26 protein-coding genes are annotated in these 26274 nt (G+C 70.0%); 19 read left to right on the top strand and 7 right to left on the bottom strand.

Annotated features, from left to right (window positions below; all coding sequences use genetic code 11):
• The first annotated feature begins 181 nt into the window (after positions 1–181).
• Positions 182–1528 (top strand): D-inositol-3-phosphate glycosyltransferase, encoded by a 1347-nt coding sequence (gene mshA / locus H1D24_RS16020; RefSeq protein WP_181658220.1) that lies wholly within the window; start codon positions 182–184, stop codon positions 1526–1528.
• Positions 1521–2021: a type III secretion system chaperone family protein gene (locus tag H1D24_RS16015; protein WP_181658219.1), complete on the top strand. Its 501-nt coding sequence runs from the start codon at positions 1521–1523 to the stop codon at positions 2019–2021. Before mshA ends, H1D24_RS16015 begins: the two co-directional genes overlap by 8 nt.
• A gap of 108 nt (positions 2022–2129) precedes the next feature.
• On the opposite strand, the gene H1D24_RS16010 is transcribed toward H1D24_RS16015, so the two are convergent.
• Positions 2130–2942 (bottom strand): helix-turn-helix transcriptional regulator, encoded by an 813-nt coding sequence (locus H1D24_RS16010; RefSeq protein ID WP_181658218.1) that lies wholly within the window; start codon positions 2940–2942, stop codon positions 2130–2132.
• A 49-nt stretch (positions 2943–2991) separates the two neighbouring features.
• Between H1D24_RS16010 and H1D24_RS16005 the strand changes: the two genes are divergently transcribed.
• Positions 2992–3528 carry a DUF2000 domain-containing protein gene (locus H1D24_RS16005; protein WP_258564097.1) on the top strand — a complete coding sequence of 179 codons (537 nt, stop codon included), beginning with the start codon at positions 2992–2994 and terminating at the stop codon, positions 3526–3528.
• A gap of 125 nt (positions 3529–3653) precedes the next feature.
• Here the strand turns inward: H1D24_RS16005 and H1D24_RS16000 are convergent, their stop codons facing one another.
• A complete protein-coding gene (locus H1D24_RS16000; protein WP_181658217.1) occupies positions 3654–4940 on the bottom strand; it encodes an MDR family MFS transporter in 1287 nt (428 codons plus the stop codon).
• A gap of 160 nt (positions 4941–5100) precedes the next feature.
• On the opposite strand from H1D24_RS16000, the gene H1D24_RS15995 reads away from it, so the two are divergent.
• Both H1D24_RS15995 and H1D24_RS15990 read left to right on the top strand, forming a co-directional pair.
• Positions 5101–5862: a phosphoglyceromutase gene (locus H1D24_RS15995; protein ID WP_181658216.1), complete on the top strand. Its 762-nt coding sequence runs from the start codon at positions 5101–5103 to the stop codon at positions 5860–5862.
• Between the two features lie 258 nt (positions 5863–6120).
• Entirely contained in the window at positions 6121–6279 is a 159-nt protein-coding gene (locus H1D24_RS15990; protein ID WP_181658215.1) for a hypothetical protein, read from the top strand.
• A 125-nt stretch (positions 6280–6404) separates the two neighbouring features.
• Here H1D24_RS15990 and phoU read toward each other — a convergent pair whose 3' ends face one another.
• On the bottom strand, positions 6405–7100 hold the full coding sequence (gene phoU / locus H1D24_RS15985) for a phosphate signaling complex protein PhoU (RefSeq protein WP_181658214.1): 696 nt from the start codon (positions 7098–7100) through the stop codon (positions 6405–6407).
• Positions 7101–7311: 211 nt separating this feature from the next.
• On the opposite strand from phoU, the gene phoR reads away from it, so the two are divergent.
• Together phoR and phoP are read left to right on the top strand one after the other, a co-directional pair.
• Positions 7312–8580: a two-component system sensor histidine kinase PhoR gene (phoR, locus tag H1D24_RS15980; protein ID WP_181658213.1), complete on the top strand. Its 1269-nt coding sequence runs from the start codon at positions 7312–7314 to the stop codon at positions 8578–8580.
• A 5-nt stretch (positions 8581–8585) separates the two neighbouring features.
• A complete protein-coding gene (phoP, locus tag H1D24_RS15975) occupies positions 8586–9257 on the top strand; it encodes a two-component system response regulator PhoP (protein ID WP_010985401.1) in 672 nt (223 codons plus the stop codon).
• Between the two features lie 64 nt (positions 9258–9321).
• Here the strand turns inward: phoP and H1D24_RS15970 are convergent, their stop codons facing one another.
• Positions 9322–10020 (bottom strand): copper chaperone PCu(A)C domain-containing protein, encoded by a 699-nt coding sequence (locus H1D24_RS15970; RefSeq protein WP_181658212.1) that lies wholly within the window; start codon positions 10018–10020, stop codon positions 9322–9324.
• A 635-nt stretch (positions 10021–10655) separates the two neighbouring features.
• On the opposite strand from H1D24_RS15970, the gene H1D24_RS15965 reads away from it, so the two are divergent.
• The 12 genes from H1D24_RS15965 to H1D24_RS15910 all read left to right on the top strand — a co-directional run bounded on the left by H1D24_RS15965 (position 10656) and on the right by H1D24_RS15910 (position 23279).
• Positions 10656–11138 carry a CarD family transcriptional regulator gene (locus tag H1D24_RS15965; RefSeq protein WP_003953493.1) on the top strand — a complete coding sequence of 161 codons (483 nt, stop codon included), beginning with the start codon at positions 10656–10658 and terminating at the stop codon, positions 11136–11138.
• Between the two features lie 289 nt (positions 11139–11427).
• Positions 11428–12189 (top strand): 2-C-methyl-D-erythritol 4-phosphate cytidylyltransferase, encoded by a 762-nt coding sequence (gene ispD, locus H1D24_RS15960; protein ID WP_181658211.1) that lies wholly within the window; start codon positions 11428–11430, stop codon positions 12187–12189.
• Positions 12179–12694: a 2-C-methyl-D-erythritol 2,4-cyclodiphosphate synthase gene (ispF, locus tag H1D24_RS15955; protein ID WP_181658210.1), complete on the top strand. Its 516-nt coding sequence runs from the start codon at positions 12179–12181 to the stop codon at positions 12692–12694. Before ispD ends, ispF begins: the two co-directional genes overlap by 11 nt.
• Positions 12695–12887: 193 nt before the next feature.
• A complete protein-coding gene (locus tag H1D24_RS15950; protein ID WP_181658209.1) occupies positions 12888–13292 on the top strand; it encodes a PPOX class F420-dependent oxidoreductase in 405 nt (134 codons plus the stop codon).
• Between the two features lie 216 nt (positions 13293–13508).
• A complete protein-coding gene (cysS, locus tag H1D24_RS15945; protein ID WP_181658208.1) occupies positions 13509–14924 on the top strand; it encodes a cysteine--tRNA ligase in 1416 nt (471 codons plus the stop codon).
• Between the two features lie 124 nt (positions 14925–15048).
• Positions 15049–15993 carry a 23S rRNA (guanosine(2251)-2'-O)-methyltransferase RlmB gene (gene rlmB / locus H1D24_RS15940; RefSeq protein ID WP_181658207.1) on the top strand — a complete coding sequence of 315 codons (945 nt, stop codon included), beginning with the start codon at positions 15049–15051 and terminating at the stop codon, positions 15991–15993.
• Between the two features lie 159 nt (positions 15994–16152).
• Positions 16153–17961: a DoxX family protein gene (locus H1D24_RS15935; RefSeq protein ID WP_181658206.1), complete on the top strand. Its 1809-nt coding sequence runs from the start codon at positions 16153–16155 to the stop codon at positions 17959–17961.
• Between the two features lie 314 nt (positions 17962–18275).
• Positions 18276–18686 carry a hypothetical protein gene (locus H1D24_RS15930; RefSeq protein ID WP_181658205.1) on the top strand — a complete coding sequence of 137 codons (411 nt, stop codon included), beginning with the start codon at positions 18276–18278 and terminating at the stop codon, positions 18684–18686.
• A gap of 112 nt (positions 18687–18798) precedes the next feature.
• Positions 18799–19677, top strand: a complete 879-nt coding sequence (locus tag H1D24_RS15925) for a hypothetical protein (protein ID WP_181658204.1) — start codon at positions 18799–18801, stop codon at positions 19675–19677.
• Positions 19678–19744: 67 nt separating this feature from the next.
• Entirely contained in the window at positions 19745–21250 is a 1506-nt protein-coding gene (locus H1D24_RS15920) for a peptidoglycan-binding protein (protein ID WP_309484330.1), read from the top strand.
• Positions 21247–21960, top strand: a complete 714-nt coding sequence (locus H1D24_RS15915; protein ID WP_181658203.1) for an ABC transporter ATP-binding protein — start codon at positions 21247–21249, stop codon at positions 21958–21960. Before H1D24_RS15920 ends, H1D24_RS15915 begins: the two co-directional genes overlap by 4 nt.
• 80 nt (positions 21961–22040) lie before the next feature.
• Positions 22041–23279, top strand: coding sequence for an ABC transporter permease (locus tag H1D24_RS15910; protein ID WP_181658314.1), 1239 nt, complete (start codon positions 22041–22043; stop codon positions 23277–23279).
• A 63-nt stretch (positions 23280–23342) separates the two neighbouring features.
• On the opposite strand, the gene H1D24_RS15905 is transcribed toward H1D24_RS15910, so the two are convergent.
• The 3 genes from H1D24_RS15905 to H1D24_RS15895 form a co-directional block, all read right to left on the bottom strand.
• A complete protein-coding gene (locus H1D24_RS15905) occupies positions 23343–24077 on the bottom strand; it encodes a nucleotidyltransferase family protein (protein ID WP_181658202.1) in 735 nt (244 codons plus the stop codon).
• 71 nt (positions 24078–24148) lie between these two features.
• Positions 24149–24589 (bottom strand): hypothetical protein, encoded by a 441-nt coding sequence (locus H1D24_RS15900; protein ID WP_181658201.1) that lies wholly within the window; start codon positions 24587–24589, stop codon positions 24149–24151.
• 347 nt (positions 24590–24936) lie between these two features.
• Positions 24937–26073 (bottom strand): ABC transporter ATP-binding protein, encoded by a 1137-nt coding sequence (locus tag H1D24_RS15895; RefSeq protein ID WP_181658200.1) that lies wholly within the window; start codon positions 26071–26073, stop codon positions 24937–24939.
• Between the last annotated feature and the right edge of the window lie 201 nt (positions 26074–26274).

The raw sequence follows: 26274 nt of genomic DNA, 5'->3' as shown, positions 1-26274 counted from the left end.
CCGCGCGTGTGACCCGTCTCACCGGGCGCTCGCAACACGGTTGAGTCCGCCGCGGCAATCTTTTGGCAAAGAGGAATGGGAGGAGGCCCCTCCGGTGTTGCGGCTCTTGGAGGCCGCACCACGTCCTTCACGAGCCGCACGCATATAGAGCTGCCATGCCCGCAGCAAGGAGGACCGCCACGTGAGCCAGTACGTGACCAGGTTCGGGCGCCGTTCCCCGGCGGCTCCCTCCCGGCTCCGGCTGCCCGGCACACATCGGCGCCCGCGGCGGGTCGCCATGCTCAGCGTGCACACGTCGCCGCTGCACCAGCCGGGCACGGGCGACGCGGGCGGCATGAACGTATACATCGTCGAGCTCGCCAAGCGGCTGGCCGCGATCAATATCGAGGTGGAGATCTTCACCCGGGCCACCACGGGCGGGCTCCCGCCCACCGTCGGACTGGCGCCCGGCGTCCTCGTGCGGCACGTGGACGCGGGCCCCTACGAGGGACTCGCCAAGGAGGAGCTGCCGGCCCAGCTGTGCGCCTTCACGCACGGCGTGATGCAGGCCTGGGCCGGGCACCGCCCCGGCTACTACGACCTCGTGCACTCGCACTACTGGCTGAGCGGGCACGTCGGCTGGCTCGCCGCCGAGCGCTGGGGCGTCCCGCTGGTGCACGCCATGCACACCATGGCGAAGGTCAAAAACGCCTCGCTCGCCGAGGGCGACACTCCGGAGCCGCCCGCCCGCGTGATCGGCGAGACCCAGGTCGTCCGCGCGGCGGACCGCCTGATCGCCAACACGGCGGGGGAGGCCGAGGAGCTCGTACGCCACTACGAAGCCGATCCCGCCAAGGTCGCCGTCGTCCACCCGGGCGTGAACCTCGACCTCTTCCGCCCGGCCGACGGACGAGCCGCGGCCCGTGCGCGTCTCGGCCTCCCACAGGACGCCCTGATCCCGCTCTTCGCAGGCCGCATACAGCCCCTCAAGGCGCCCGACGTGCTGCTCCGTGCCGTCGCCGTGCTGCTCGACGAGCGGCCCGAGCTGCGCTCCCGGATGGTCGTGCCGGTGGTGGGTGGTCCCAGCGGCAGCGGGCTGGCCAAGCCCGAGCGCTTGCAGAAACTCGCCGCGCGGCTGGGCATCGCGGACGTCGTGCGTTTCCGGCCGCCGGTAGCCCAGGACCAGCTCGCGGACTGGTTCCGGGCCGCGTCGCTGCTCGTCATGCCGTCCTACAGCGAATCGTTTGGCCTCGTGGCGATCGAGGCCGAGGCGACGGGTACGCCCGTCCTCGCGGCCGCGGTCGGCGGTCTGCCCGTGGCCGTACGCGACGGCGTGACCGGATTCCTCGTGGACGGGCACGAACCGGCCGACTACGCGCGCGTGCTGCGCGATTTCGCCGACGACCCGGAGCTCTCGCCCCGCATGGGCGCTGCCGCGGCCCGGCACGCCGAGTCCTTCGGCTGGGCCACAGCGGCGTCGGCCACGGCGGACGTCTACACCGCTGCGATGTACGACCACCGCCGTCGCGTACGCTCGCTCCATGGCTGACGTACGGCAGGCGACGCAGGTCATCGAGTCCGCGCTCAAGTACGCGGAGCTGGAGTGGGAGAGCCCCGAATCCGGCTCGTACGTGGTCAAACTGCCCGGTACGCGCAAGTTGTCGACGACCGTCTCGCTGCTCGTCGGCAGGCACTCGCTCTCGCTGAACGCGTTCGTGATCCGGCATCCGGACGAGAACGAGGCCGGGGTGCACCGCTGGCTCCTCGAGCGCAACCTCAAGCTCTACGGCGTGAGTTACGCCGTCGACCCCCTCGGCGACATCTACCTCGTCGGCAAGCTGCCGCTGGCCGCGGTCACGCCAGAGGAGGTGGACCGCCTCCTCGGCTCGGTCCTGGAGGCCGCCGACGGCAGCTTCAACACGCTCCTCGAACTCGGATTCGCGTCGGCGATCCGCAAGGAGTACGCGTGGCGGGTGTCGCGCGGAGAGTCGACGCGGAACCTGGATGCCTTCGCGCATCTGACGCGGCGTCCGGCGGACTGAGCTCGACGTTTCCCGAACTGAGCTCGACGTTTCCCGAACTGAGCTCGACGTTTCCCGAACTGAGCTCAGCGATGTCAGAACGGGGTGCAGCGGGTGGGGAACTTCGGCTCAGAGACCCGCTCTCACCTGTGACCGGGCGTAGCTCCCGGGGGCGATCCCGACGAGCTTTTTGAAGTGCCGCGTGAGATGCGACTGGTCGTAGAAGCCGGTCGCGGCCGCCACCTCGCCGGGCTGCTGTCCGTCGAGCAGCAGTCGTCGGGCGCGGTCGACGCGGCGGGCCATCAGGTACTGGTGCGGTGCGATGCCGAAGGCGGCGCTGAACGCCCGTACCAGGTGTGTCGGATGAGCGTGCAGCAGCTTCGCGGCTTCGTCCAGAGCCACGCCCTGGAGCAGTCGTTCGTCGAGGAGTTCCCGCAGGCTGTGGGCGACGCCGCGGTCGGGCCGTGGCGGGCGGGCGGCGGCGAGGCGGGGCCGCAGATGGCCGCGCAGCCGCTCGCCGATCAGCGACAGGCGGCTCTCCGCCTCCAGCTCGTCGCCCCGCTCCGCGAGGGCCGAGTGCAACTGCCCGACGCGCCTGCGCAGTACGGGGTCGACCAGGTCGGGGCCGTCCACTGCCGGGCCGATGAAGCTTTCGTCGAGCTGGGTCAGGTCCAGGTAGATGACGCGTTTGCGGAAGCCGTGCGGGGTCGCGGGGGAGCCATTGTGCGGCACGTGAGGCGGGAGCAGGGAGACCGTGTCGTGTGGGGTGCCATGCTCGTGGCGCCCCAGGTCGTACCGGACCGCGCCGTCGTCGACGATCAGCAGGGTCCATGCGTCGTGGACATGCATGGGGTACGCGTACTCGGTGAAATAGGCGTGGAAGACCTCCACGACGCCCGGGACGCGCGGGCGCCACGCGGAGACATCCCGCTGAGCCACCATGCAAGGAACGTACAAGACCGGGCGGCCGGGCGGTCGGCAGTCTCGGAGTATGACCACAGAGAGCGCCTTGACCGCCGGGACAGCCTTGACCGCCGGGACCGCCGGGACCGCCGGGACCGCCGGGACCGCCGGGACCGCCGGGACCGCCGTGACCTCCGGGAACGACCTGCCGCCCGTACGCTTCGACACCAAGATCGCCGTGCTGCTGCGCGAAGACCTGGAGCCCTGGCAGCGGCTCAACGTCACTGCCTTCCTGGTCAGCGGCCTCGGCACGACCGTCCCGGAGGTGATCGGCGAGCCGTACGAGGACGCCGACGGCGTGCCGTACCTGCCCATGTTCCGTCAGCCGGTGCTGGTCTTCGAGGGCACGAAGGAGACCCTCGCCGCGGCCCACGCGCGCGTGCTGTCCCGCGCCCTCCCGCGCGCGGTGTTCACTTCGGACCTCTTCACCACGGGCAACGACCGGGACAACCGCGCGGCCGTCCGCGCGGTGCCGAAGGACCAGCTGGATCTGGTGGGCCTCGCGGTGTACGGACCGCGCAACGCCGTGGACAAGGCGCTCAAGGGGGCGCGGATGCACCGCTGAACGTACGCCGGGTGACGGGCGGCGACACGGCGGTGAGGTCCGCCATGGTGCCGTGATGGTCCCGACCGTCGGTCGGCACAGTGCGGCTCACACGGTCCCGGCGGCCGTACGGCTTCGCCGGCCCATCACGCCGCGCTCACCTCGGGCTTCCCTGCGGTGGGCGAGGGAGCTTCCGCGGCATCCTCGTCCCCCGCCGGCAGTCCCCGCATCAGCCCCCAGTACCCGACCGCTGCCACCGTGCCGATCACCGCGCAGCTGCCCCACAGCCACTCCGCACCGAACCGGTCGATCACGAAGCCGGACATCAGTGGGGCCGCCAGGCCCGCCACCGACCAGGACATCGTGTACATGCCCTGGTAGCGGCCGCGGCCGTGCACCGGGGACAGCCGGACCACAAGTCCCGTCTGCGTGGGCGCGTTGACGATCTCGGCGAGCGTCCACACGCACACCGTCAGGGCGAAGACCCCGACGGACCCGGCGAACGCGGTGAGCCCGAAGCCGTATCCCGCGACGAGGGACGAGACGACCAACAGCTGTTGAGGGTCGCGGTGTTCGATGAAGCGGGTGACCGGGATCTGCAGGACGACGATCAGCACCCCGTTGACCGCGATCGCCATGCCGTAGTCGGCCGGGGTGAACCCCGCCTCGCCCATCGCGACCGGAAGTCCCACCGAACCCTGCTGGAAGATCAGCGCGATGAGGAACGACAGCCCCACGACGCCCATGAACCGGCTGTCGCGCAGCACCGTGCCGAGCCCGGCCTCCGGCTCTTCCGCCCTCTGCGCGGCCGTCCGCTCCGGCTTCGACTCCGGCAGCTTGACGAAGACGACGACCGCGCACACCAGCGTCATCGCGGCCTCGACCAGGAACCCCGCGAGATAGCTGAACTCGGCGATGAAACCGGCGCCCATCGACGAGACGGCGAACCCGAGGTTGATCGCCCAGTAGTTGAGGGAGAAGGCGCGGACGCGGTCCTCGGGCCGCACGATGTCCGCCATCATCGCCTGCACGGCCGGCCGTGAGGCGTTCGACGCCATGCCGACGAGGAAGGCGACGGCCGCGATCGCCACCGGATGGTGCATGAAGCCGAGGAGCGCGACGCTGAGGGCCGTCGACGTCTGGGCGATGAGCAGGGTGGGCCGCCGCCCCAGCCGGTCCGTCATCACGCCTGCACCCAGCGAGGAGATGACGCCGCCGAGCCCGTGCAGCGAGGCGACGAGACCGGCGTACGAGGCGGAGTACCCGCGGTCGAGCGTGAGGTACAGCGCCATGAAGGTCGCGACGAAGGCACCGAGCCGGTTGACGAGCGTGCTGGTCCACAGCCACCAGAAGGCGCGGGGAAGCCCGGAGACGCTGTCCCTCGCGGCCCGTCTCAGTGCGGCGAGTCCGGTGGCGGCTCCGGCGGCAGGCATGGGCGTCCCCCTGATGTATCGGTGTAAGTAGCTGGTGTAAGTAGCAGCGGCGCGTAACGCAACTTACAAAGTGGGGGCTCGCGGCCGCCATCGAATTGACGGCAGCCGTCAATCGAGACACCGATCGAACCGGACAGCGCCGTCGATTACGCTCAGGGGCATGGCCGACGCACCGTACAAGCTGATCCTCCTCCGCCACGGCGAGAGCGAATGGAACGCGAAGAACCTGTTCACCGGATGGGTGGACGTCAACCTCAACGAGAAGGGCGAGAAGGAGGCAGTCCGCGGCGGTGAGCTGCTCAAGGACGCCGGCCTGCTGCCCGACGTGGTCCACACCTCGCTCCAGAAGCGGGCGATCCGCACCGCGCAGCTGGCGCTCGAGGCCGCCGACCGCCACTGGATCCCCGTCCACCGCACCTGGCGCCTGAACGAGCGCCACTACGGCGCCCTGCAGGGCAAGGACAAGGCGCAGACCCTCGCCGAGTTCGGCGAGGAGCAGTTCATGCTGTGGCGCCGCTCGTACGACACCCCGCCGCCCCCGCTCGAAGACGGCACCGAGTTCTCCCAGTCGGACGACCCGCGCTACGCCACCATCCCGCCGGAGCTGCGCCCGCGCACCGAATGCCTCAAGGACGTCGTCATCCGCATGCTGCCGTACTGGTACGACGGCATCGTCCCCGACCTCCTGACCGGCCGCACGGTCCTGATCGCCGCCCACGGCAACAGCCTCCGCGCCCTGGTCAAGCACCTCGACGGCATCTCGGACGCGGACATCGCGGGCCTGAACATCCCCACCGGCATCCCGCTCTCCTACGAGCTCGACGCCGACTTCAAGCCGGTCAACCCCGGCGGCACGTACCTCGACCCGGAGGCCGCGGCGGCGGCCATCGAGGCGGTCAAGAACCAGGGCAAGAAGAAGTAACAGCCTCTGGTGCCTCTGCCGAGCCCCTGGTCCCGCGTGATGTGCGCGAGGCGAGGGGCTTGTGCGTGTCAGGGGGCCTGGGCCTCGTACTTGTGTGCTGGGCGCGAGCCCGTGGGGCGCGCCGTTGTGTGGAAGGTGGTGGGCGGGCGCGCGTGTGCGCCGTTGATGCGCCTGCCCCGGTGGGCGTGCAATGGGTCAGGAGGCGACGTCCCGAGGCCGTACGCCCGTACGCACGTGCGCCTTCGAGGAGGGAGCCCCATGGCCGAGTCCCCCAAGCCCGACTACACCCCCGAGCCGCCCGCCGAGCTGTCGCCGGTCCCGGACCTGCCCAAGCTGGTGCTGATCGGCGCCTGCGGCTGCGGTGCCGGGTGCGGTTGCGGCTGCCAGTCCGGCGCGCCGTGCCGCTGCGGCGGCTGACACGGCCGTCTCAGGGACAGCGTGCATACGTCGGCGCCCCACAGGACCTGTGAACCGTGTCCCGTGGGGCGCCGATGTGCTCGTCCGAGGCGGCCTCCGAGGCGGCCTGACGCGGGGGCGGACCGTCAGACCCCTTCCACCGCACCCGTCTCCACAGGGCCGGTCGGGGGCTGGAGTTCGTCCGCGTGTTCGCCCGTCACCAGGTACACGACCCGCTTCGCGACCGACACGGCATGGTCCGCGAAGCGCTCGTAGTAGCGGCCGAGCAGCGTCACGTCGACCGCCGTCTCGATGCCGTGCTTCCAGCGCTCGTCCATCAGGTGCTGGAAGAGCGTCCGGTGCAGCAGATCCATCTCGTCGTCGTCCGCCTCCAGCTGCAACGCCAGGTCGACGTCCTTGGTGATGACGACCTCGGCGGCCTTCGCCATCAGGCGCTGCGCGAGCTGGCCCATCTCCAGGATGGTCGCGTGCAGGTCGTGGGGGACGGCGCGCTCCGGGAAGCGCAGCCGGGCCAGCTTGGCCACGTGCTGCGCCAGGTCGCCCGAGCGCTCCAGGTCGGCGCTCATGCGGAGCGAGGTGACGACTATCCGCAGATCCGTCGCGACCGGCTGCTGACGCGCGAGCAGAGCGATGGCCCGCGCCTCCAGGTCGTGCTGCAGATCGTCGACCTTCTGGTCGGCCGCGATCACGCTCTCCGCCAGCTTCAGGTCGGCGTCGAGAATGGCCGTGGTGGCGCGCCCGATCGCCGACCCGACCAGGCGGGCCATCTCGACCAGGTCCTCGCCGATCGAGTCAAGTTCCTCGTGGTACGCGTCCCGCATGTGGCTGTCCCTCTCTCCGTCTTCGTCGGGGCTCCGGGGCTCCGGGGTCGGGGCTGTGAACCCCACGCTGCCACGTTCCGGGCCGTACGCGTCCGTTTCCGGCAGACCAAATGAACCAGCTCTGTCCCCTCGGTGAACTCTGGGCGACGAGTGTTCGAGCTGGCACTCCGATGGCTGTGGGCCGAGGTCATGGCACGCATAACCTGGACACATGGACGTGAACGCGGCGGTTGCCGCAGCGGCAGCGATCGCCGGCGTGTGCACCGGTGTCATCGCCATGCTGGCGTTCCGCTGGAGCGAGCGCGAGCAGAAGCGTCCCACCCGCACCTCCCTGCACACGGATCCCGTACTGCCCCCCGGCGTCGACACGGTCCTGTCCGTACTGCGCTCCTCCGCCGTCGTCCTCGACGAGGCGGACAGCGTGGTCAAGGCCAGCTCGGCCGCTTACGCGCTCGGTCTGGTACGCGGCGGGAAACTGGCCGTCGAGCCGATGCTGCAGATGGCCCGCGACACCCGGCGCGACGGCGAGATACGGCAGGTCGAGCTGGACCTGCCCCGCCGCGGCACCGGCCGCGGCGAGGCCCTCGCCGTCTCCGCCCGCGTGGCCCCGCTCGGCTCGCGCCTGGTGCTGCTGCTGGTCGAGGACCTCACCGAGGCCCGGCGCATCGAGGCGGTACGCCGCGACTTCGTCGCCAACGTCAGCCACGAGCTCAAGACCCCCACCGGCGCCCTCTCCCTCCTCTCCGAGGCCGTCATGGACGCGTCGGACGACCCGGAGGCGGTGGAACGCTTCGCCGGACGCATGCAGGTGGAGGCCACGCGGCTGACCAACCTCGTCCAGGAGCTCATCGACCTCTCCCGGGTGCAGAACGACGACCCGCTGGAGGACGCCGAACCCGTACGTGTCGACGAGCTCGTCGCCGAGGCCATGGACCGCTGCCGCCATCAGGCCGGCACCAAGCAGATCACCATGGCCTCGGGAGGCACCGCCGACCTGCACGTCTGGGGCAACCGCGGCCAGCTCGCCGCGGCCCTCGGCAATCTCGTCGAGAACGCCGTCAACTACAGTCCGGCCCGTACCCGTGTGGGTATAGCCGCACGCCGGGTGGCCGCGCCCGGCGGGGACCTCATCGAGCTCTCCGTCACCGACCAGGGAATCGGCATATCCGACAAGGACAAGGAGCGCATCTTCGAGCGCTTCTACCGCGTCGACCCGGCCCGCTCCCGTGCCACGGGCGGCACGGGACTGGGCCTGGCCATCGTCAAGCACGTGGCCGCCTCGCACGGCGGGGAGGTCACGGTGTGGAGCTCCGAGGGACAGGGCTCCACCTTCACCCTGCGGCTTCCGGAGGCGGGCTCTGCCCGCGTCCGTTCGAGCCACCGGCCCGGCCTCGACAACGAGGACGAGAACGGGCAGCCCGCCGAGACCGCCATCTCATCCCCGTACGAACCGCTTTCTGCCCCGGAGGTCCTTCCGTGACCCGAGTGCTCGTCGTCGAGGACGAGGAATCCTTCTCCGACGCCCTGTCGTACATGCTCCGCAAGGAGGGCTTCGAGGTCGCGATCGCGACCACCGGGCCCGACGGACTCGACGAGTTCGAGCGCAACGGCGCCGACCTCGTCCTGCTCGACCTCATGCTGCCTGGCCTGCCCGGCACGGAGGTCTGCCGCCAGCTGCGCGGCCGCTCCAACGTCCCGGTGATCATGGTGACCGCCAAGGACAGCGAGATCGACAAGGTGGTCGGGCTGGAGATAGGAGCCGACGACTACGTCACCAAGCCCTTCTCCTCGCGCGAACTGGTCGCCCGCATCCGCGCCGTCCTGCGCCGCCGCGGCGAGCCGGAGGAGGTCACCCCGGCCGCCCTGGAGGCGGGCCCGGTCCGTATGGACGTCGACCGCCACGTGGTCACCGTCTCCGGCTCCAAGGTCGACCTCCCGCTCAAGGAGTTCGACCTCCTGGAGATGCTCCTGCGCAACGCGGGCCGCGTCCTTACGCGCATGCAGCTCATCGACCGCGTCTGGGGCGCCGACTACGTGGGCGACACCAAGACGCTCGACGTCCACGTCAAGCGCCTCCGCGCGAAGATCGAGCCGGACCCGGGGGCGCCGCGCTACCTGGTGACGGTGCGCGGTCTCGGGTACAAGTTCGAGCCGTAAACCGTTGTGGGCAAAGACGCGAGGGGGCGCCCCGGGAACCCGGGGCGCCCCCTCGCGTCGTACGTCAGTGGCCGCTGGAGTGCGAGGTGCTCGACGACGCCTCGGCCGTGGCGCCCGTTCCGGCCTCCGTGCCCGAGCCTGCCTCCGCTTCGCCCGAGGCTGCCTCGGAGGCGCTGGCACCGGCCGCGGGGGAGGCCGTCTTCGTCGGCGAGGGCGTCGGCGCGTCGCTCGGGCCCCACTCGGTGAAGAAGCTCTCGGCCGGCACGACGAACGCCCGCAGCTTGATGTCGCCGGTCTCGCTGAAGGTGAAGGTCACCTGCTGAGCGTTGCCGTCCTGAACGGCCTCACGGCTGCTCGGCAGTACGGCCGACGCGTTGCCCTTGCCGCCGAGGATGACGGAGCCGCCGGCCGGGATGGTGAGCGGACCCGAGCCCTTGGCGGGCTTGAGTTCGGCCTTCTTGTTGGTGCCGACGACCGTGATCGACTCGAGCGTCTGTGCCGTCGTGCCGTTGTTGAAGACTTTCCCGGTGACCACGGCCGGGCCCGTCGACTTCAGATCCGGCTGCGTGATGATCGTGGCGTTCTGGATCTTGATGTCACCGACGGCGGTCGCGGCGTTGTCCGGCTTGATCTCCAGCGTCTGGGCGTTGTTGCCGGCGCCGCACGCGGAGAGGGCGCCGATCGAGAACACGACGGCAGCGGCGGCGAGGACACCGCGACGAAGGCTAGGGGTACCCCCGGACGGAGTGAGGGGGAGGCTCACGGCGCGGCAACTCCTTGGACGTGGCTGGTACGACGGTGCGGGCGGCCGTAAAGCCGCCCTAAGGGTTGGTCAGCGCGCTCAGATTACCGAGCCGCTCCCGCACCGCCGCACCCGACCCGCCCCTACACCCACGCAGGCTGGCGCACCCATCACCGGTCACTTCTGTCACGGACCTCGCCTCAGCCCCGCGGTTGTTCTGACACTCACCTGCTCTCATAAGGTTCAGCAATCACATAAGCCCGGTCAGCGGCGTCTGCGCGTCAGTAGCTCTTGCGGATTTCCCGTAAGGAATGCATGGCGGTCCCGGGAATTGATCACCAACACGTGTGATCAATTCCGGATTCACGTCGCACGTGGCCGCAGTCACCGAACGGAGTAGCGGAAGTCGACTGCCGAGAATCCGGCAAAACGGGACGTTCGGCCACTTGGGGAGAGCTCCGGATGCGTGTAACGTGCGCGTTTCACTTCGGCCGGACAACACCTCCGACCTGCGAATACCCGCTTCCGGTAGGCCTCCGCAGCACGTTCATGTTGTTGTTGTCAAGCCCCGAGATATGCCCTGACCTGCGAAAACGCCATTCAGAACCGGCGGTTCTCGTGTTACTCTGGATAGCCACGGAAGGGGTACCTGTCACATGACGTTCAAGGTTGGCGACACCGTGGTCTATCCCCATCACGGGGCCGCGCTGATCGAGGCCATCGAAACTCGCCAGATCAAAGGCGTGGACAAGACCTACTTGGTGCTGAAGGTCGCCCAGGGCGACCTGACGGTGCGTGTGCCAGCGGACAATGCGGAGTTCGTCGGCGTGCGTGATGTGGTCGGTCAGGACGGGCTGGACCGGGTCTTCGAGGTGCTGCGCGCGCCGTATGCCGAGGAGCCCACGAACTGGTCCCGTCGGTACAAGGCAAATCTCGAGAAGCTCGCTTCGGGCGATGTCATCAAGGTCGCCGAAGTGGTGCGTGACCTGTGGCGTCGTGAGCGCGAGCGTGGACTCTCCGCCGGTGAGAAGCGCATGCTCGCCAAGGCCCGGCAGATCCTGGTAAGCGAGCTCGCCCTCGCTGAGAACACGAACGAGGACAAGGCCGAGGCTCTGCTCGACGAGGTTCTCGCGTCCTGAGCGTCCGTCACAGCGTCCTGGCGCACGTTGCTCCGACGACGCCCTGTCCGGCGCAGTGAAATGCCGCGGTGCCCGCTGACCCTTATGGTCGCCGGGCGCTGCGGCATGTCCGCTTCGTCTCTCGAGATGTCCGGACGCGAAGCGTGCCGGGCCCGGGCGGCCGGCTCGACCAGAAGTCACGGAAGGGTCCGGTCGAGGCCTCGCACCCGGCACTTCCCCAGCCTTCGGCCGGGGCTGTCCCCACTGGCCATACCCAAGTCGGCCGAGCACACAAACCTGAACGGAACCGATGTCTGACGTTTCGCGGCCGCCCACGGGCGGCAAGTCCCGCACCGCCGTCGTGATCCCCGCCGCCGGCCGCGGAGTGCGCCTCGGGCCGGGCGCTCCCAAGGCACTGCGCGCCCTCAACGGCACGCCGATGCTCATCCACGCCGTCCGCGCCATGGCCGCGTCCCGCGCCGTGTCGCTCGTCGTGGTCGTGGCCCCGCCCGACGGCGCCGCCGAGGTCAAGAGCCTGCTCGCGTCGCACGCGCTGCCGGAGAGGACGGACTTCCTGGTCGTCACCGGCGGCGACACCCGCCAGGAGTCCGTGAAACTCGGTCTCGACGCGCTGCCGCCCGGCATCGACATCGTGCTCGTGCACGACGCGGCGCGCCCGCTCGTGCCCGTCGACACGGTCGACGGCGTCATCGAGGCCGTACGCGCCGGCGCCCCCGCCGTCGTGCCCGCGCTGCCCCTCGCCGACACCGTCAAGCAGGTCGAGCCGCGCGCGAAGGGTGAGCCGGAGCCCGTCGTCGCCACGCCCGAGCGGGCCAGGCTGCGCGCTGTGCAGACCCCGCAGGGCTTCGACCGCGACACTCTCGTACGCGCCCACGAGACCGTCGCGCTCAGCGGCGAGGGCGCGACCGACGACGCCGGCATGGTGGAACAGCTCGGTGAGCCCGTGGTGGTCGTGCCCGGACATGAGGAGGCCTTCAAGGTCACGCGTCCGCTGGACCTCGTCCTCGCCGAGGCGGTCCTGGCGCGCAGGAGGGCCAACGATGGCTTCTGAGACTTCGATGTCCGGGGTCCCGCTCCCGCAGATCGGCATCGGCACCGATGTGCACGCCTTCGAGAAGGGGCGTGAGCTGTGGTGCGCGGGCCTCCTCTGGGACGACCGGGACAGCGACGGCTACGGGCTCGCCGGGCACTCCGACGGCGACGTGGCCGCGCACGCAGCCTGCGACGCCCTCTTCTCCGCGGCGGGAATCGGCGACCTCGGCGCGCACTTCGGCACCTCGCGTCCGGAGTGGGCCGGCGCCTCCGGTGTCACGCTGCTCGCCGAGGCCGCGCGGATCGTACGGGCGGAAGGGTTCGAGATCGGCAACATCGCCGTCCAGGTCATCGGTGTACGACCGAAGATCGGCAAGCGGCGGGACGAGGCGCAGAAGGCACTCGGCCAGGCGGCCGGGGCGCCCGTCGCCGTGTCGGGCACGACGACGGACGGGCTCGGCCTGACAGGGCGCGGGGAGGGGCTCGCGGCGATCGCCACGGCGTTGGTGGTGCGGCGGGCGTAAGCGCCGGACGGCGACGGTGAGTCGGTGAGGCGTCGAGCAGTCGCCGGCTACAGCGGTGACCACGGCAACGGCCGTCGCGGACGCGCCCGGCGGAGGGGGCAATGCCGGTTCAGGCCGGTGCGGTGGCGGAGTATCGGGTACCCGTACGAACCCGTGCAACCGTCAACAAGAACCGCACAGGAGAGAGGCCATCATGTCCGCCGAACTGTCCGACAAGCTCAAGGCGCTTCTCGACAGCCCGATCTTCGTCGTCGTAGCCACCGTCCAGCCCGACGGCAGTCCGCACGCGTCGCCGGTCTGGGTCAAGCGGGACGGCGACGACGTGCTGTTCTCCACCACCGCCGACCGCCGCAAGCCGAAGAACCTCCGGCACGACCCCCGCGTCAGCGTCGTCGTGGTGCCCCCGGACTCCCCGTACACCTACGCGGAGATCCGCGGCACCGCCGAGATGACCACCGAGGGCGGACAGGAACTCATCGACGAGCTGTCGATCAAGTACACGGGCAAGAAATACGCCGAATTCAATCCGGCCGCGGCGCAGGACGCCGAGCGTCTCGTCGTGCGTATCACCGCGCTCAAGGTCGTCGGAAGTCTGTGAAGTACGCCGCCCGCGGGCGGAGCCCGCTATGAGGAACAGCAATCCGGCCGCGGCGCAGGACGCCGAGCGTCTCGTCGTGCGTATCACCGCGCTCAAGGTCGTCGGGAGCCTCTGACACCGACTGTGAGAGCCCGGGTCGTCACGGATGCCAAGAATCAGTGCCCTGTGGGCCCGATAAGTCACGGGGCACTGCTTCGGGCCCACTACCCTGGAGCGGTGACCATTCGCCTGTACGACACCAGCGCCCGGCAGATTCGTGACTTCACCCCGCTCGTGCCGGGTTGTGTCTCGATCTACCTGTGTGGCGCGACCGTGCAGGCCGCCCCGCACATCGGGCACATCCGGTCCGGCCTCAACTTCGACATCCTGCGCCGCTGGTTCGACTACCGCGGCTACGAAGTGACGTTCGTGCGGAACGTCACCGACATCGACGACAAGATCATCCAGAAGGCGGCCGAACAGAACCGCCCCTGGTGGTCCATCGGCTACGAGAACGAGCGCGCGTTCAACGACGGCTACACCGCACTCGGCTGCCGACCGCCCACGTACGAGCCCCGCGCCACCGGCCATGTCACGGAGATGGTCGAGATGATGCGCGGCCTCATCGAGCGCGGCCACGCCTACGAGTCCGAGGGCAACGTCTACTTCGACGTGAAGTCCTTCCCGGACTACCTGGAGCTGTCGAACCAGGAGCTCGAGAACCTCCAGCAGCCGGAGAGCGCAGGCGAGACCGGCAAGCGGGACGCCCGCGACTTCGCCCTGTGGAAGGCCGTCAAGCCCGGCGAGCCGAGCTGGGAGACTCCGTGGGGCCGCGGCCGGCCCGGCTGGCACCTCGAGTGCTCCGCCATGGCCCACAAGTACCTGGGCACCGCCTTCGACATCCACGGCGGCGGCATCGACCTGATCTTCCCGCACCACGAGAACGAGATCGCGCAGGCCAAGGCGTACGGCGACGAGTTCGCCAAGTACTGGGTGCACAACGCCTGGGTGACGATGAGCGGCGAGAAGATGTCGAAGTCGCTCGGGAACTCGGTGCTCGTCAGCGAGATGGTCAAGCGCTGGCGGCCGATCGTGCTCCGGTACTACCTGGGCACTCCGCACTACCGTTCCATGATCGAGTACAGCGAGGAGGCCCTGCGCGAGGCCGAGTCCGCGTTCGCGCGGATCGAGGGCTTCATGCAGCGGGTGGTGGAGAAGGCCGGAGGCGCGGTCGAGCCCGCCCCCGAGGTGCCGCCCGCCTTCGCCCAGGCCATGGACGACGACCTCGGCGTCCCGCAGGCGCTCGCCGTCGTCCACACCACCGTCCGGCAGGGCAACAGCGCGCTGGCCGCCGACGACAAGGAAGGCGCCGTGGCCCGCCTCGCCGAGGTCCGCGCCATGCTCGGCGTCCTCGGCCTGGACCCGCTCGACCCCCACTGGGCCGGCGAGAGCGACCGCAGCGAGACTGTGCTCAATAAAAGCGTGCACGGCGTCGTCGACACCCTCGTCAGCCTCGTGCTCCAGCAGCGCGAGGCGGCCCGGGCCCGCAAGGACTGGGCCACCGCGGACGCCATCCGTGACCAGCTCAACCAGTCGGGCCTCGTCATCGAGGACAGCCCGCAGGGACCTCGCTGGTCGCTCGGTCCGCGCTGACCACCAGGGCGAATGTGCCGTCCTGCCGAATGGGCGGCACACTTCGTAGACGTACACGCTGCGGACGCTCAAGGGCGTACGCACCCACGACATTCACCCGACTCAAGAGGCAGACAGGTAGATCATGGCCGCTCACAACCGTCGCATGTCCGGCAAGAAGGGCGCGCAGGTCGGCAGCGGTGGCCAGCGACGCCGCGGGCTCGAGGGCAAGGGCCCCACGCCGCCCGCCGAGATGCGCAAGGGACACGCCAAGCAGCGCGCCGCGCAGGCCAAGTCCCGGCGCGCGACCGGCCGCCAGGCGCCGCCGCGCGGCCGGGGCGGCAAGTCCCCGTCCGAGCTCGTCGTCGGCCGCAACCCCGTCGTCGAGGCGCTGCGCGAGGGCGTGCCCGCCTCCACGCTGTACGTCCAGCAGTTCATCGACAACGACGAGCGGGTGCGCGAGGCGCTCCAGCTCGCGGCCGAGCGCGGCGGGATCAACCTCATGGAGGCCCCCCGCCCCGAGCTCGACCGCATGACGAACGGGCTCAACCACCAGGGCCTCGTCCTCCAGGTCCCGCCGTACGAGTACGCGCATCCCGAGGACCTCGCGAACGCCGCGTACGACGAGGGCGAGGACCCGCTGATCGTCGCCCTCGACGGCGTGACCGACCCGCGCAACCTCGGTGCCGTCGTGCGGTCCGTCTCCGCGTTCGGCGGGCACGGCGTCCTCGTACCCGAGCGGCGAGCCGCCGGAATGACCGCCGGCGCCTGGAAGACGTCCGCCGGCACCGCCGCCCGTACGCCGGTCGCGCGTGCCACGAACCTGACGCGCGCCCTGGAGGCGTACAAGAAGGCGGGCATCGTGGTCGTCGGACTCGCCGCGGACGGCGAGGTCGAGGTCGGTGAGCTCGAGGCCCTCGAAGGCCCCGTCGTCATCGTCGTGGGCAGCGAGGGCAAGGGTCTTTCCCGGCTCGTGGGGGAGACCTGCGACTTCCGGGTGCGGATCCCCATGCCGGGCGGTGCCGAGTCGCTCAACGCCGGTGTCGCGGCGGGCGTGGTGCTGTACGAGGCGGCGCGGCGACGCGGCTGAGCAACGCTGCGGACGCAGTGCGGTGCCGGGCGGATGGTGACGCGGTCCGCCTTGGTAACGCCGAATGCGGTGCGGTGCCGGCACGCCTGGCGATCTTGACGCGGTCCGGACAGATCGGGGCAGTCAAGGCAGTGTCCTAAGGACACGTCACTCGGTTAGATGAGTGTGGACACCAGAACACCCCGCACTCCCACGGGGGGCCGCTCGTCAGGGTTCGACGACGCTCCCGCGCTGGCCATGGTGAAAGTGCCGTGTGATCCTGCGCAGGTCGTCGTCAACCACGCGAGCTTCCGTGTGCAGTTCCCCACCACGCGGCCAACCCAGTCCCCACGCGTCGGACTCCACCTGAGCGCCGCAGCCGACACCGGCCGCGTCCCCGGCGCACGCCGTGCCCCGATCGTCTGGAGCGGGAAGTCCGAGCCCGGCGACGCCGCCGCCAGCGGCCTCCTGCAGGCCGTACGCAACACCGGCGCGGGCACCCTGCCCGACAACGGCTACACCACGGACGACGCCGGCGCCACGCAGGTCATCCCGCGCGTCAACCTCGGTGAGGGCAGCCACCGTTACGGTCGCAGCGACTTCAACGACCAGGACCCCTACAGCGGTTACGCCGGATACGGCGGCGCCACGGCCTTCAGCGACGACACGCGCTACGACGACACCATCGAGACCCCCGTCGTCACCGGGACCTCCCACCCCGGAACCGACGCCGACGATATCCGGCTGCTCACGCAGCTGCGCTCCGCGGGCAGCGCCTACGAAGAACACCTCCAAGCGGGCGGCGAGTTCACCGAGGGCGCTTACGGCCCCGGCCCCTACGGCACGTACGACTCCGATGGATACGGCCCCTACCGCCCCGGTGTCTACGGCGGCGGATACGACGAGGAGAGCGCAGGCGAAGGCGAGGGCCGCGCCGCCCGGCGGCACGGCTCGGAGCCGGTGCGGCACGCGTACTACCCCGGCCGCCGTATGAACCTCGGCGTCGTCCTGCTCCCTCTGCGGATCCTCCTCGGATTCGTGTCCATCTACGCGGGCATGGGCAAGCTCTGCGACCCCGTCTACTTCGACCGGACCGGGCACGGCTCGATGGCCGGGTGGCTCCACTCGCTGCAGCCCTGGGCGGCCGCCGGGCCCCTGCACGACTTCGCGCTCCGGCACCCGGTGGGCGTCGGCCTGTCCGTGGCCTTCCTGCAGGTGATCGTGGGCGCGCTCACCGTCCTCGGCCTCTGGCAGCGGCTCGCCGCCGCCACCGGAGCGCTGCTGGCCGCCGGCCTCCTCCTCGCCGTCAGCTGGAAGACCGCGCCCGTCTACGAGGCGGCTGACATCATCTACCTCGCCGCCTGGTCCCCGCTGGTCATCGCGGGCGCCCCCGTCTACTCGGTCGACGGACGCCTCGCCTCGGAGGCGTGGCGCACGCTCGGACCGCGCGCCGGGCTATGGGAGCTGCGACGGCGCGTACTGCGGCGCGGCGCTCTTGTCACGACCGTCGCTGTCGGACTCACGCTCCTCGTCGGCGCGCTGCTCGGCAGCGCCGTGCGGGACGCGGGGCGTGTCACCGTGCCCGGCCCCGGCGAACCCCCGCGCAACGAACTGCCCGGTTCACCGCTCCCGCAGAAGCCGGACCAGAAGCGCGGCGCCGGCAGCAAGAGCCCGTCCGTATCGGGTTCGCCGACACAGGGCCAGGGGGCCGCGGCCGGCCCGTCGCAGTCCGCCAGCAGTTCCGGCGCGGCCCGCGAGACGGCGGGCAGCGGCGCCGGACAGCCCAGCCAGACCCAGGGCACCGGCCAGGCACCGTCCCAGGGCTCGACGTCACCCCAGGCGCCCCCCGCTTCCAGCGCCGGACACTCCTCGGGCGGCGGCACCACGGGCGGCGGCTCCGGCGGCACCGGCTCGGGTGGCACCGGCAGCGACGGCAGTGGAGGCGGCGACGGCGGGTCGGACGGGTTCGTGGGCGGGATCCTCGGCTGACGGGCCATCAAGTGCGCCCGGAGGAGGGCGGGCAGGAGTGTGATCAATCCTGTCCCGCTTTCTCGGACCTGGTGTGACCATCCTTCACATTGTCCCCATAAGACCATTGTTAAAGATCCATGCCAGCCATATGCTCATCGCCGACGCGTCACACCGCATCGTTCGACGATGCGGTGTGGTGTCGGGGGGTGGCTCGCTGCGACGCAGTTCAGCGCGGTCTCGACCATCTCTGCTGGTCCGCTGCCGCCCTCGTCGCAATGGGGGCGGCCATCGAGTGAAGGAATGAACCCATGAGGGTTGGGGCGAGTGCTGTCATGCGCACGTCAGCAGTGCTGGCAGCCACTGCTGCGTTGGTTCTTGGCGGCTCCGGGGCTGCCAGCGCCGCGCAGTTCAACGGCATCTGTGAGTCGAAGGAGGTATGCATTTATCGCAACACCTATCTCGACGGTGCCTGGATCGACCATCAGTACGCCGATCCGAACTACATAAACAACACATACACCGGCGGCGGTTACCCGGATGTCGGCACCAACGACCGCACCTCTTCGATCGACAGCTGGGACCAGACCTGGAAGGTGCGCTTCTTCGTGGACGCCTACTACGGCGGTCCGCGCCAGACCGTGGGTGTGTACGCCCGGCTCAACACCGTGGAGTACAACGACCAGTACAGCTCGCACTGCTGGAACGACGGTGGGGTCAGCGGATACAGCCAGTGCAGCTTCTGACGTGCCCTGATATCTGACGATCGGCAAGACCGATTCGGTGCCCGGGCCCGGTGATCCGCGGCCCGGGAACCTTCCTTTTCCCGTAACGCAGTTCCCAGAACGGACCCTCTCCATGGCCGCTGTCCCCCGCCGCACCACGATCGCCCCGGCCTTCCTGGCCCTGGCCGCACTCGCTCTCGCCGGGTGCGGTAGCAGCTCCGCAGACGACAGGGGCGCTTCCGAGCCCGTCGCGACCGGGTCCGTCAGCAAGATCACGAGTGCGAAGGAGCTCGCCTTTCCCCTGGACGCGTACGAACTCACCCCGCAGCAGTCGCGTCAGCTGGACCTCGCCCAGGACCGCCTCGTCACCCAGTGCATGAGCAAGCAGGGCTTCCCATGGGCGGAGCCCCAGCGGCCCGCCCTGGTCGAGGGCAACAGGCACAATCGCCGGTACGGGATTCTCGATGAGGCCGAGGCCCGCCGGACCGGCTACCACGGTCCGCAGCAGACCGGAACGGGCGCCAAGGGCAGAGAGACCGGACGGGACTCGTCCGATGCCGCGCAGAAGGCGGCGGGCACGTGCGTGCTCGAGGCGAAGGCCAAGCTCAACGGCAAGAAGACGATGGACAAGGCGGACACGACTCCGGACGCGTTCGTCGAGCAGCTCATCATTCAGGACGCGGAGCGGGCGGAGCAGGACCCCCAGGTGCAGAAAGCGTTCGCCAAGTGGAGCGCCTGTATGGACGATCGCGGCTTCGACTACGCGGACCCGTGGGATTCCAACAACGACCCCCAGTGGGGCGAGTCGGAGACGGCAACGGACCGCGAGCGGCAGGTGGCGGCTGCGGACGCCTCCTGCAAGATCGAGAATAACCTGGCGGGCGTATGGCTCGCGGTGGAGACCGCCTACCAGCAGCGCACGATCGAGGAGAACGCGGAAGCGCTCGCCGGTGTCAAGAAGGCCAACGAGGACGCCCTCCGCAGGGCCGCCGACGTACTCGGCGACAGCTGAGCTGCCCGTACCGCGCACTGCGCAGGACCGGCACATTCGGCGGAACACATCGGCGGAGAGGACCCGAGTGGCAGAGCAAGACACCCCGCAGGCGCCGGAGACGGACGCGGCCGATCCGGCAGTGGGTGCGGCTGGACCGGCTGTTGAGACGGCTGTTCCGAAGGGCGCAGGCTCCCCTCTGGTCCGGGGCAGGAGGTGGGTCGTCGGCCTTGTGGCCGCGGCCCTCACACTCACCGGGGCCGGTGTCGCGGCGACCGCGCTGATCAAGTCCCCGGCGCAGGCTGCGGCCGAGACCGCTCCGCCGCCCCCCGATGTTCTCACCGCACCCGTGGAGAAACGCGTCCTCACCTCGTCCGTCATCCTGCGCGGCACCGTTGTCGCAGCACAGGCCGTGGAGGTGACTCCGAGCGGCGGCGGTGAGGGAAGCGGCCCCGTGGTCACCAAGCTGCCGGTCAAGAGCGGCAGCAGCGTACGGGCCGGGGCCCTCCTGGCCGAGGTGTCGGGGCGCCCTGTGATCCTCCTGCACGGGTCTCTGCCCGTCTATCGGGACCTCAAGCCCGGCTCCGAGGGCGACGATGTCGCACAGCTCCAGAAGGCCCTCACCGAGCTGGGGCATCCCACGGCACCGGACGGCACCGGAAGGTTCGGTACGGGGACCAAGAAGGCCGTCAACGCCCTTTATGCCGCACTCGGTTACGACCCCCTGCCGGCCGTTGACGACGACGGCGCGGGAGTCGAATCGGCCCAGGACCAGGTCACCACCCTGCGGCGGGCCCTGGAGGACGCGCAGAGGACGCTGGCGCGCGCCGGAGCCGACACCGACTCCGCGAAACGAGAGGACCTCCAGAGCCAGGTGGACCGGACGCGGGAGGATCTGGAGAAGGCGACAGCCGAACTTGCCGAGGCGCAGGCCGCCGAAGGGCCCCTGCTCCCTGCCTCCGAGGTGGTGTTCGCGTCCACCTTCCCCGCTCGCGTCGACAGCGTGGCGGTGGCCCTGGGCACCAAGGTGTCCGGGCCGGTGATGAAGCTGTCCGCAGGCCCTCTCGTCGTGCAGGGGCGCCTCCAGGCGGATCAGAAAGCCCTGGTGCGAGCAGGGCAGAAGGTGCGGATCCTCTCCGAGATCACCGGCCAGCAGGCCGCCGCGAAGGTGGCCACGGTCGCCGAGGAGATGGCCACGGACCAGCCCGGGTCCGGCGACCAGAGCGGCGACGGACAGGGCGCCCCCAAGCAGGCGGGAGGTGCCGGTTCGGGCTATCTGCTGGTGGTCGAACCTCTCAAGGGACTGCCCCGCGACCTCATCGGACAGGACGTCCGTCTCACCGTCGAGGCGGCGGCCACCAAGGACGAGGTCCTGGTCGTACCGGTAACAGCGGTGTCCACAGCATCCGACGGCCGCACTGTGGTCACCGTCGTGGCCAAGAGCGGCACCCATCGCCGTATCGAGGTGCGGACCGGCGCCACCGGCGACGGATACGTCGAGGTCGTTCCTGTGGGCGACCGGACCCTCAGCGCGGGGGACGACGTCCTCACGGGGATCCGGCAGGCGAAGCCCGTGGCGGGGAGCGGCGAGTGACCCCCTCGGCGCCGGTGATCGCATTCCGCGGAGTCGGACTCACCTACCCCGGGCCACCGCCCGTCGAAGCTCTCAAGCCCTCGGAACTCACCATCGAGCGCGGAGATTTCGTCACGGTCGTCGGTCCCTCCGGATCCGGCAAGTCCACTTTCCTGAACATCGCCGGACTCCTCGACGCGCCCACCGCCGGCACCTACCTCCTCGACGGCATCGACACGGGCGTGCTCAAGGACTCCGAACGCACCGCCCTGCGAGGACGGCACATCGGATTCGTCTTCCAGTCCTTCCATCTCATGCCGCACCGCAGCGCTCAGGAGAATGTCACCCTCGCCATGCTCTACACCGGTGTTCCGCGTGCGGAACGAGCCCGCCGTGCCGCCGAGGCGCTGCGGCGCGTCGGCCTCGGCCACCGCATGGACGCACTGCCCAGCAGGATGTCGGGCGGCGAGCGCCAGCGAGTCGCCATCGCCCGGGCCCTGGTCGGCCACCCGTCCCTGCTGCTGTGCGACGAACCCACGGGAAACCTCGACAGCCGCAACGCCGACACCCTGCTGCGACTACTGGAAGGGCTTCATGAGGACGGCATGACCGTCGTCGTCATCACACACGACGCCGACGTCGCCGATCGCGGGGCCAGGACCGTCACCATCCGCGACGGCGTTCTGCACGACGGCCCGAGCAGAGCCGTACGAGAACAGGAGCGAGCGTGAGGATCCTGCTGCGCCTCCGCCCGGGCCTGCGCCTCCGCCGGGTTCTGCGCCTCCGCCCGGGTCTGCGTCTCCGCCCGGGCCTGCGTCTGCGTCGAATACGGCCCGCCGTACCGCCCACCTCCTTCGCCCTGAACGACCTGTTGAGCGAGGCCCTCGCCGGGACACTCCAGCGTCCGGGCCGTTCGGCTCTCACTGCCCTCGGCACCGTCCTCGGGGTCGGCGCCTTCGTAGCGGTGCTCGGCCTCACCGCCACGGCCTCGTCCCAGATCGACTCCCGCTTCAGTCTGCTGACCGCCACCGAGGTGACGGTCAAGGACATAGCCCGGGAGCAGAACGAGTTCGCGGATCCCGCCTTCCCCGACGACGCCGGAGAACGCGTCGAGCGACTCGGCGGTGTCGAACACGCCGGAGTCCACTGGCCCGTGCGAGAGGACACCGGTCAGGGGCTGGCGGTTCGGACCTCGGCCGTCGCCAGAGGCCAGAACGACATGATCGACGTCGTCGCCACGGCCCCCGGTGCCCTGCGGGCAGCCGTCCCCCATCTCGTTCAGGGGCGCCTCTACGACGACTTCCACGCCGACACCCGGCAGCGCGTCGTCGTCCTCAGCAGCAGCATCGCCGCACGACTCGGCATCGCCACCCTGGAGGCACGGCCCGCCGTCTTCATCGGCGACCAGCCGTTCACCATCATCGGCATCATCGACGACGTGAAGCGCAAGCCGGACATGCTGCTTTCGGTGCTGGTCCCCCACACCACGGCCGAGGAGCTCTGGGGGTCGCCCACGGACGCCGCGGAGATGCTCATCTCGACCCGTGTGGGAGCGGCGGTTCAGATCGCTGAGGAAGTGCCCATCGCCCTGCGCCCCGACCACCCGGAGTACCTCAAGGCCGTCCCACCGCCCGATCCCAAGAGCCTGCGTTCCTCCGTCACCTCCGATCTCAACGAGCTCTTCCTCCTGCTCGCCGCGATCTGCCTCGTGATCGGAGCCGTCGGCATCGCCAACACCACGTTGGTGGCCGTCCTTGAACGCACCGGTGAGATCGGCCTGCGCAGGGCCCTCGGCGCCCGCAGCCGGCATGTGGCGTTGCAGTTCCTCACCGAGTCCGGTGCGCTCGGTGCACTCGGTGGCCTCGTCGGCACCAGCATCGGAACCGTCACCGTTGTCGTCGTCGCGGTCGCTCGCAACTGGACACCCGTGATCCACACCGGCACGCTCGCAACAGCCCCGGTGGTCGGCCTGGTCACCGGTCTGCTGGCCGGTCTGTACCCGGCGGTACGCGCAGCCCGGATCCAGCCGGTGGAGGCCCTGCGCCGATAGGGACCCTGCCGCTCGGCCTCGCCCACTCCACCTCCCGCCTGACGGCTCGCTCAGGACCCTCGCTCAGGACCTGAGCGTGGCGAGCTCCTTCGCCGCCTCCGTCAGGTCCTTCGCCGTGTCGATGGCCCGCCAGTACGCGCCCTGCGGGATCGGAAAACCTGCCAGGCGCCTCTCGCGCGCCAGCCTGGGGAACGTGGTGCGTTCGTGGTCGCCTCGGGCCGGCAGCAGCTCGGTGAACTCCGCCGAGAACACGTACACACCCGCGTTGATGAGATACGGCGACGGCGGGGCCTCGACGAAGTCCGTGATGTGCCCGAAGGTGTCCGTCTCGACGGCACCCCAGGGGATGCGCGGGCGAGCCAGGGCAAGGGTCGCCGCGGCGTCGCGCTCCGCGTGGAACGCCGCCATGTCGCGCAGTGAGAAACGGGTCCAGATGTCCCCGTTCGTCGCGTACCACGGCTGCTCGGGGTGGGGGAGGTGGGCGGCGGCGTACTTGAGGCCGCCGCCTCGGCCCAGCGGTTCCGTCTCCACCACCGTGGTGACGCGGAGCGGAAGATCCGCGGACTCCAGCCATTTCTGGAGCACTTCGGCCAGATGGCCACAGGAGACGACGGCGTCCGTGACACCTTCGGCGGCGAGCCAGGCCAGTTGGTGGCCGATGATCGGCGTTCCCGTACCGGGGATCTCGACCATGGGCTTGGGCCGGTCGTCGGTGTACGGACGGAGCCGAGACCCCTGGCCACCGGCCAGCACGACGGCTTGAGTGGGGCGGATCAGCCCGTTCGCATCAGCTGTCATGTCCGAACTGTACGTGCCGTCCGCCCGCCCGGCCCGGGGCGCCGCGATCGCTCCGTGCCGTGCCGTGCCGCTCAGCCCTGCTGAGCGGCGACACCCGATGCGAAGGACGTGTCGCAGACCGGACGTGCGAACGACTGGGCACGGGACGCTCCGTACTGCTGCACGGCGGCGCGGCCGAGAGCGCGGGCGATCGAAACACAGTGCCGGGCCAGGGACGGCCGGTCGTTGACCTCCTGCTGGAGGTGCGTGAGGGCGATGCCCGGGTCCTTCTCCTGGAGTTCGAGGAGGAGCCGGTCGCGCAGCACGTCCTGGGGGGCGCGGGACCTGGCCGGCGTGGAGACGTCCGCGGCGGAGGCCGTGAGCACGGAGTCCGAAGAACCGCCCGACCAGTTGACGTGGGTGACCGCGAGGGTCCCGGAGAGCACCAGGACAACGGGCAGAACGAGAGCGAGAGTACGGCCGATGCGGAGGGCGGCGCCGCGCCGCGCCGGCGGCCTTGAGGAGTGCGTCACGCGAGTGAGAGTAGCGGCCGGTAGTGATTTGGCGACATTTGGTCACTCTGTCGAGCGATGAGGTGCTGAGAATTGTTCGACGGGTGTTGACGCACAGGATCGAAATGCCCGTTATGTGCCCGACTTGTGTGACCGGCGCGATGACGGAGGCGACGGTGGATGCAAGGACGGATGGAACGCCGGTGCAAGGACCGATGCAACCGCGGGTGCACGGGCGGAAGTAAACCGAGGGCGCAGCGACGGACGTAACCGCGGCTGCAACGCCCGATGTAACCGCGGATGCGACGACGGGAGTCCCGCACCTTCCGGTGCGGGACTCCCGTACGCAGTGATGGCGCGGACGCGCGTCAGTCGCTGAGGCGCTCGCCCGTCGAGGTCGAGAACACGTGGATCTCGCCGGGACGCGGCACGACGTGCAGCTGGGCGCCCTTCTCCGGCACCTGGCGGCTGTTGACGCGGATCACGAGGTCCTTCGGCTCGTCGCCGACCTGGGCGGTGCCGTAGACGTAGCCGTCGGCGCCCGTCTCCTCGACGACGTTGACGGACACGGCCAGACCGGCCGGGGCGTCCTCGGTGTCCTTCGACAGCGACGCGGCGGCGCCGCCGTTCAGCTCGACCACGTCGAAGTGCTCGGGGCGGACGCCGACCGTCACGGTGCGGTCACCCTTGTCGGCCGCGGCGGCCAGCGCCTCACGGCTGACCGGGACGACCGAGTTGCCGAACTTCACACCGCCGTCGGTGATCGGCACCTCGACGAGGTTCATGGCGGGGGAGCCGATGAAGCCTGCGACGAAGAGGTTGGCCGGCTTGTCGTACATCTCGCGCGGCGAGGCGACCTGCTGGAGCAGCCCGTCCTTCAGTACGCACACACGGTCGCCCATCGTCATGGCCTCGACCTGGTCGTGGGTGACGTAGACGGTGGTGATGCCGAGGCGGCGCTGCAGCGACGCGATCTGCGTACGGGTCGAGACGCGAAGCTTGGCGTCGAGGTTCGACAGCGGCTCGTCCATGAGGAACACCTGCGGCTCACGCACGATCGCGCGGCCCATCGCGACACGCTGCCGCTGACCACCCGAGAGCGCCTTCGGCTTGCGGCCCAGGTACTCCGTGAGGTCGAGGATCTTCGCGGCCTCCTCGACCTTCTGGCGGATCTCCGCCTTCGGCACACCGGCGATCTTGAGCGCGAAGCCCATGTTGTCGGCGACCGTCATGTGCGGGTAGAGCGCGTAGTTCTGGAACACCATGGCGATGTCCCGGTCCTTCGGCGGCAGGTGCGTGACATCGCGGTCACCGATGCGGATGGCGCCGGCGTTGACGTCCTCGAGACCCGCGAGCATGCGCAGGGAGGTGGACTTGCCGCAACCGGACGGGCCGACGAGGACGAGGAACTCGCCGTCCTCGATCTCGATGTCGAGTGCATCGACGGCGGGCTTCTCGGAACCCGGGTAGATCCGGGTCGCCTTGTCGAACGAAACAGTGGCCATGGTGAGGGGCCCCCTTCACCGGCAGGAACGTGCCGGACGATCCGTTGTAAAGGTGGTGTGCCACTACGGATGATCCCGTTGTGGTGTAGTCCACGCGGGTGAACTGGATCGAGACGGTACCTGGGGTTCACCTGGTCTGTCAGTAGTCCGACGCATGTGAACTTCGACGAAATTTTCGACGAGGCCGGTCCGTGACCTGGG

It is taken from the genome of Streptomyces himalayensis subsp. himalayensis (assembly GCF_013778455.1).
Lineage (GTDB): Bacteria > Actinomycetota > Actinomycetes > Streptomycetales > Streptomycetaceae > Streptomyces > Streptomyces himalayensis.
Note: the sequence above shows the minus strand (reverse complement) of the source record. Positions and strands in the feature narration are given on the sequence as shown.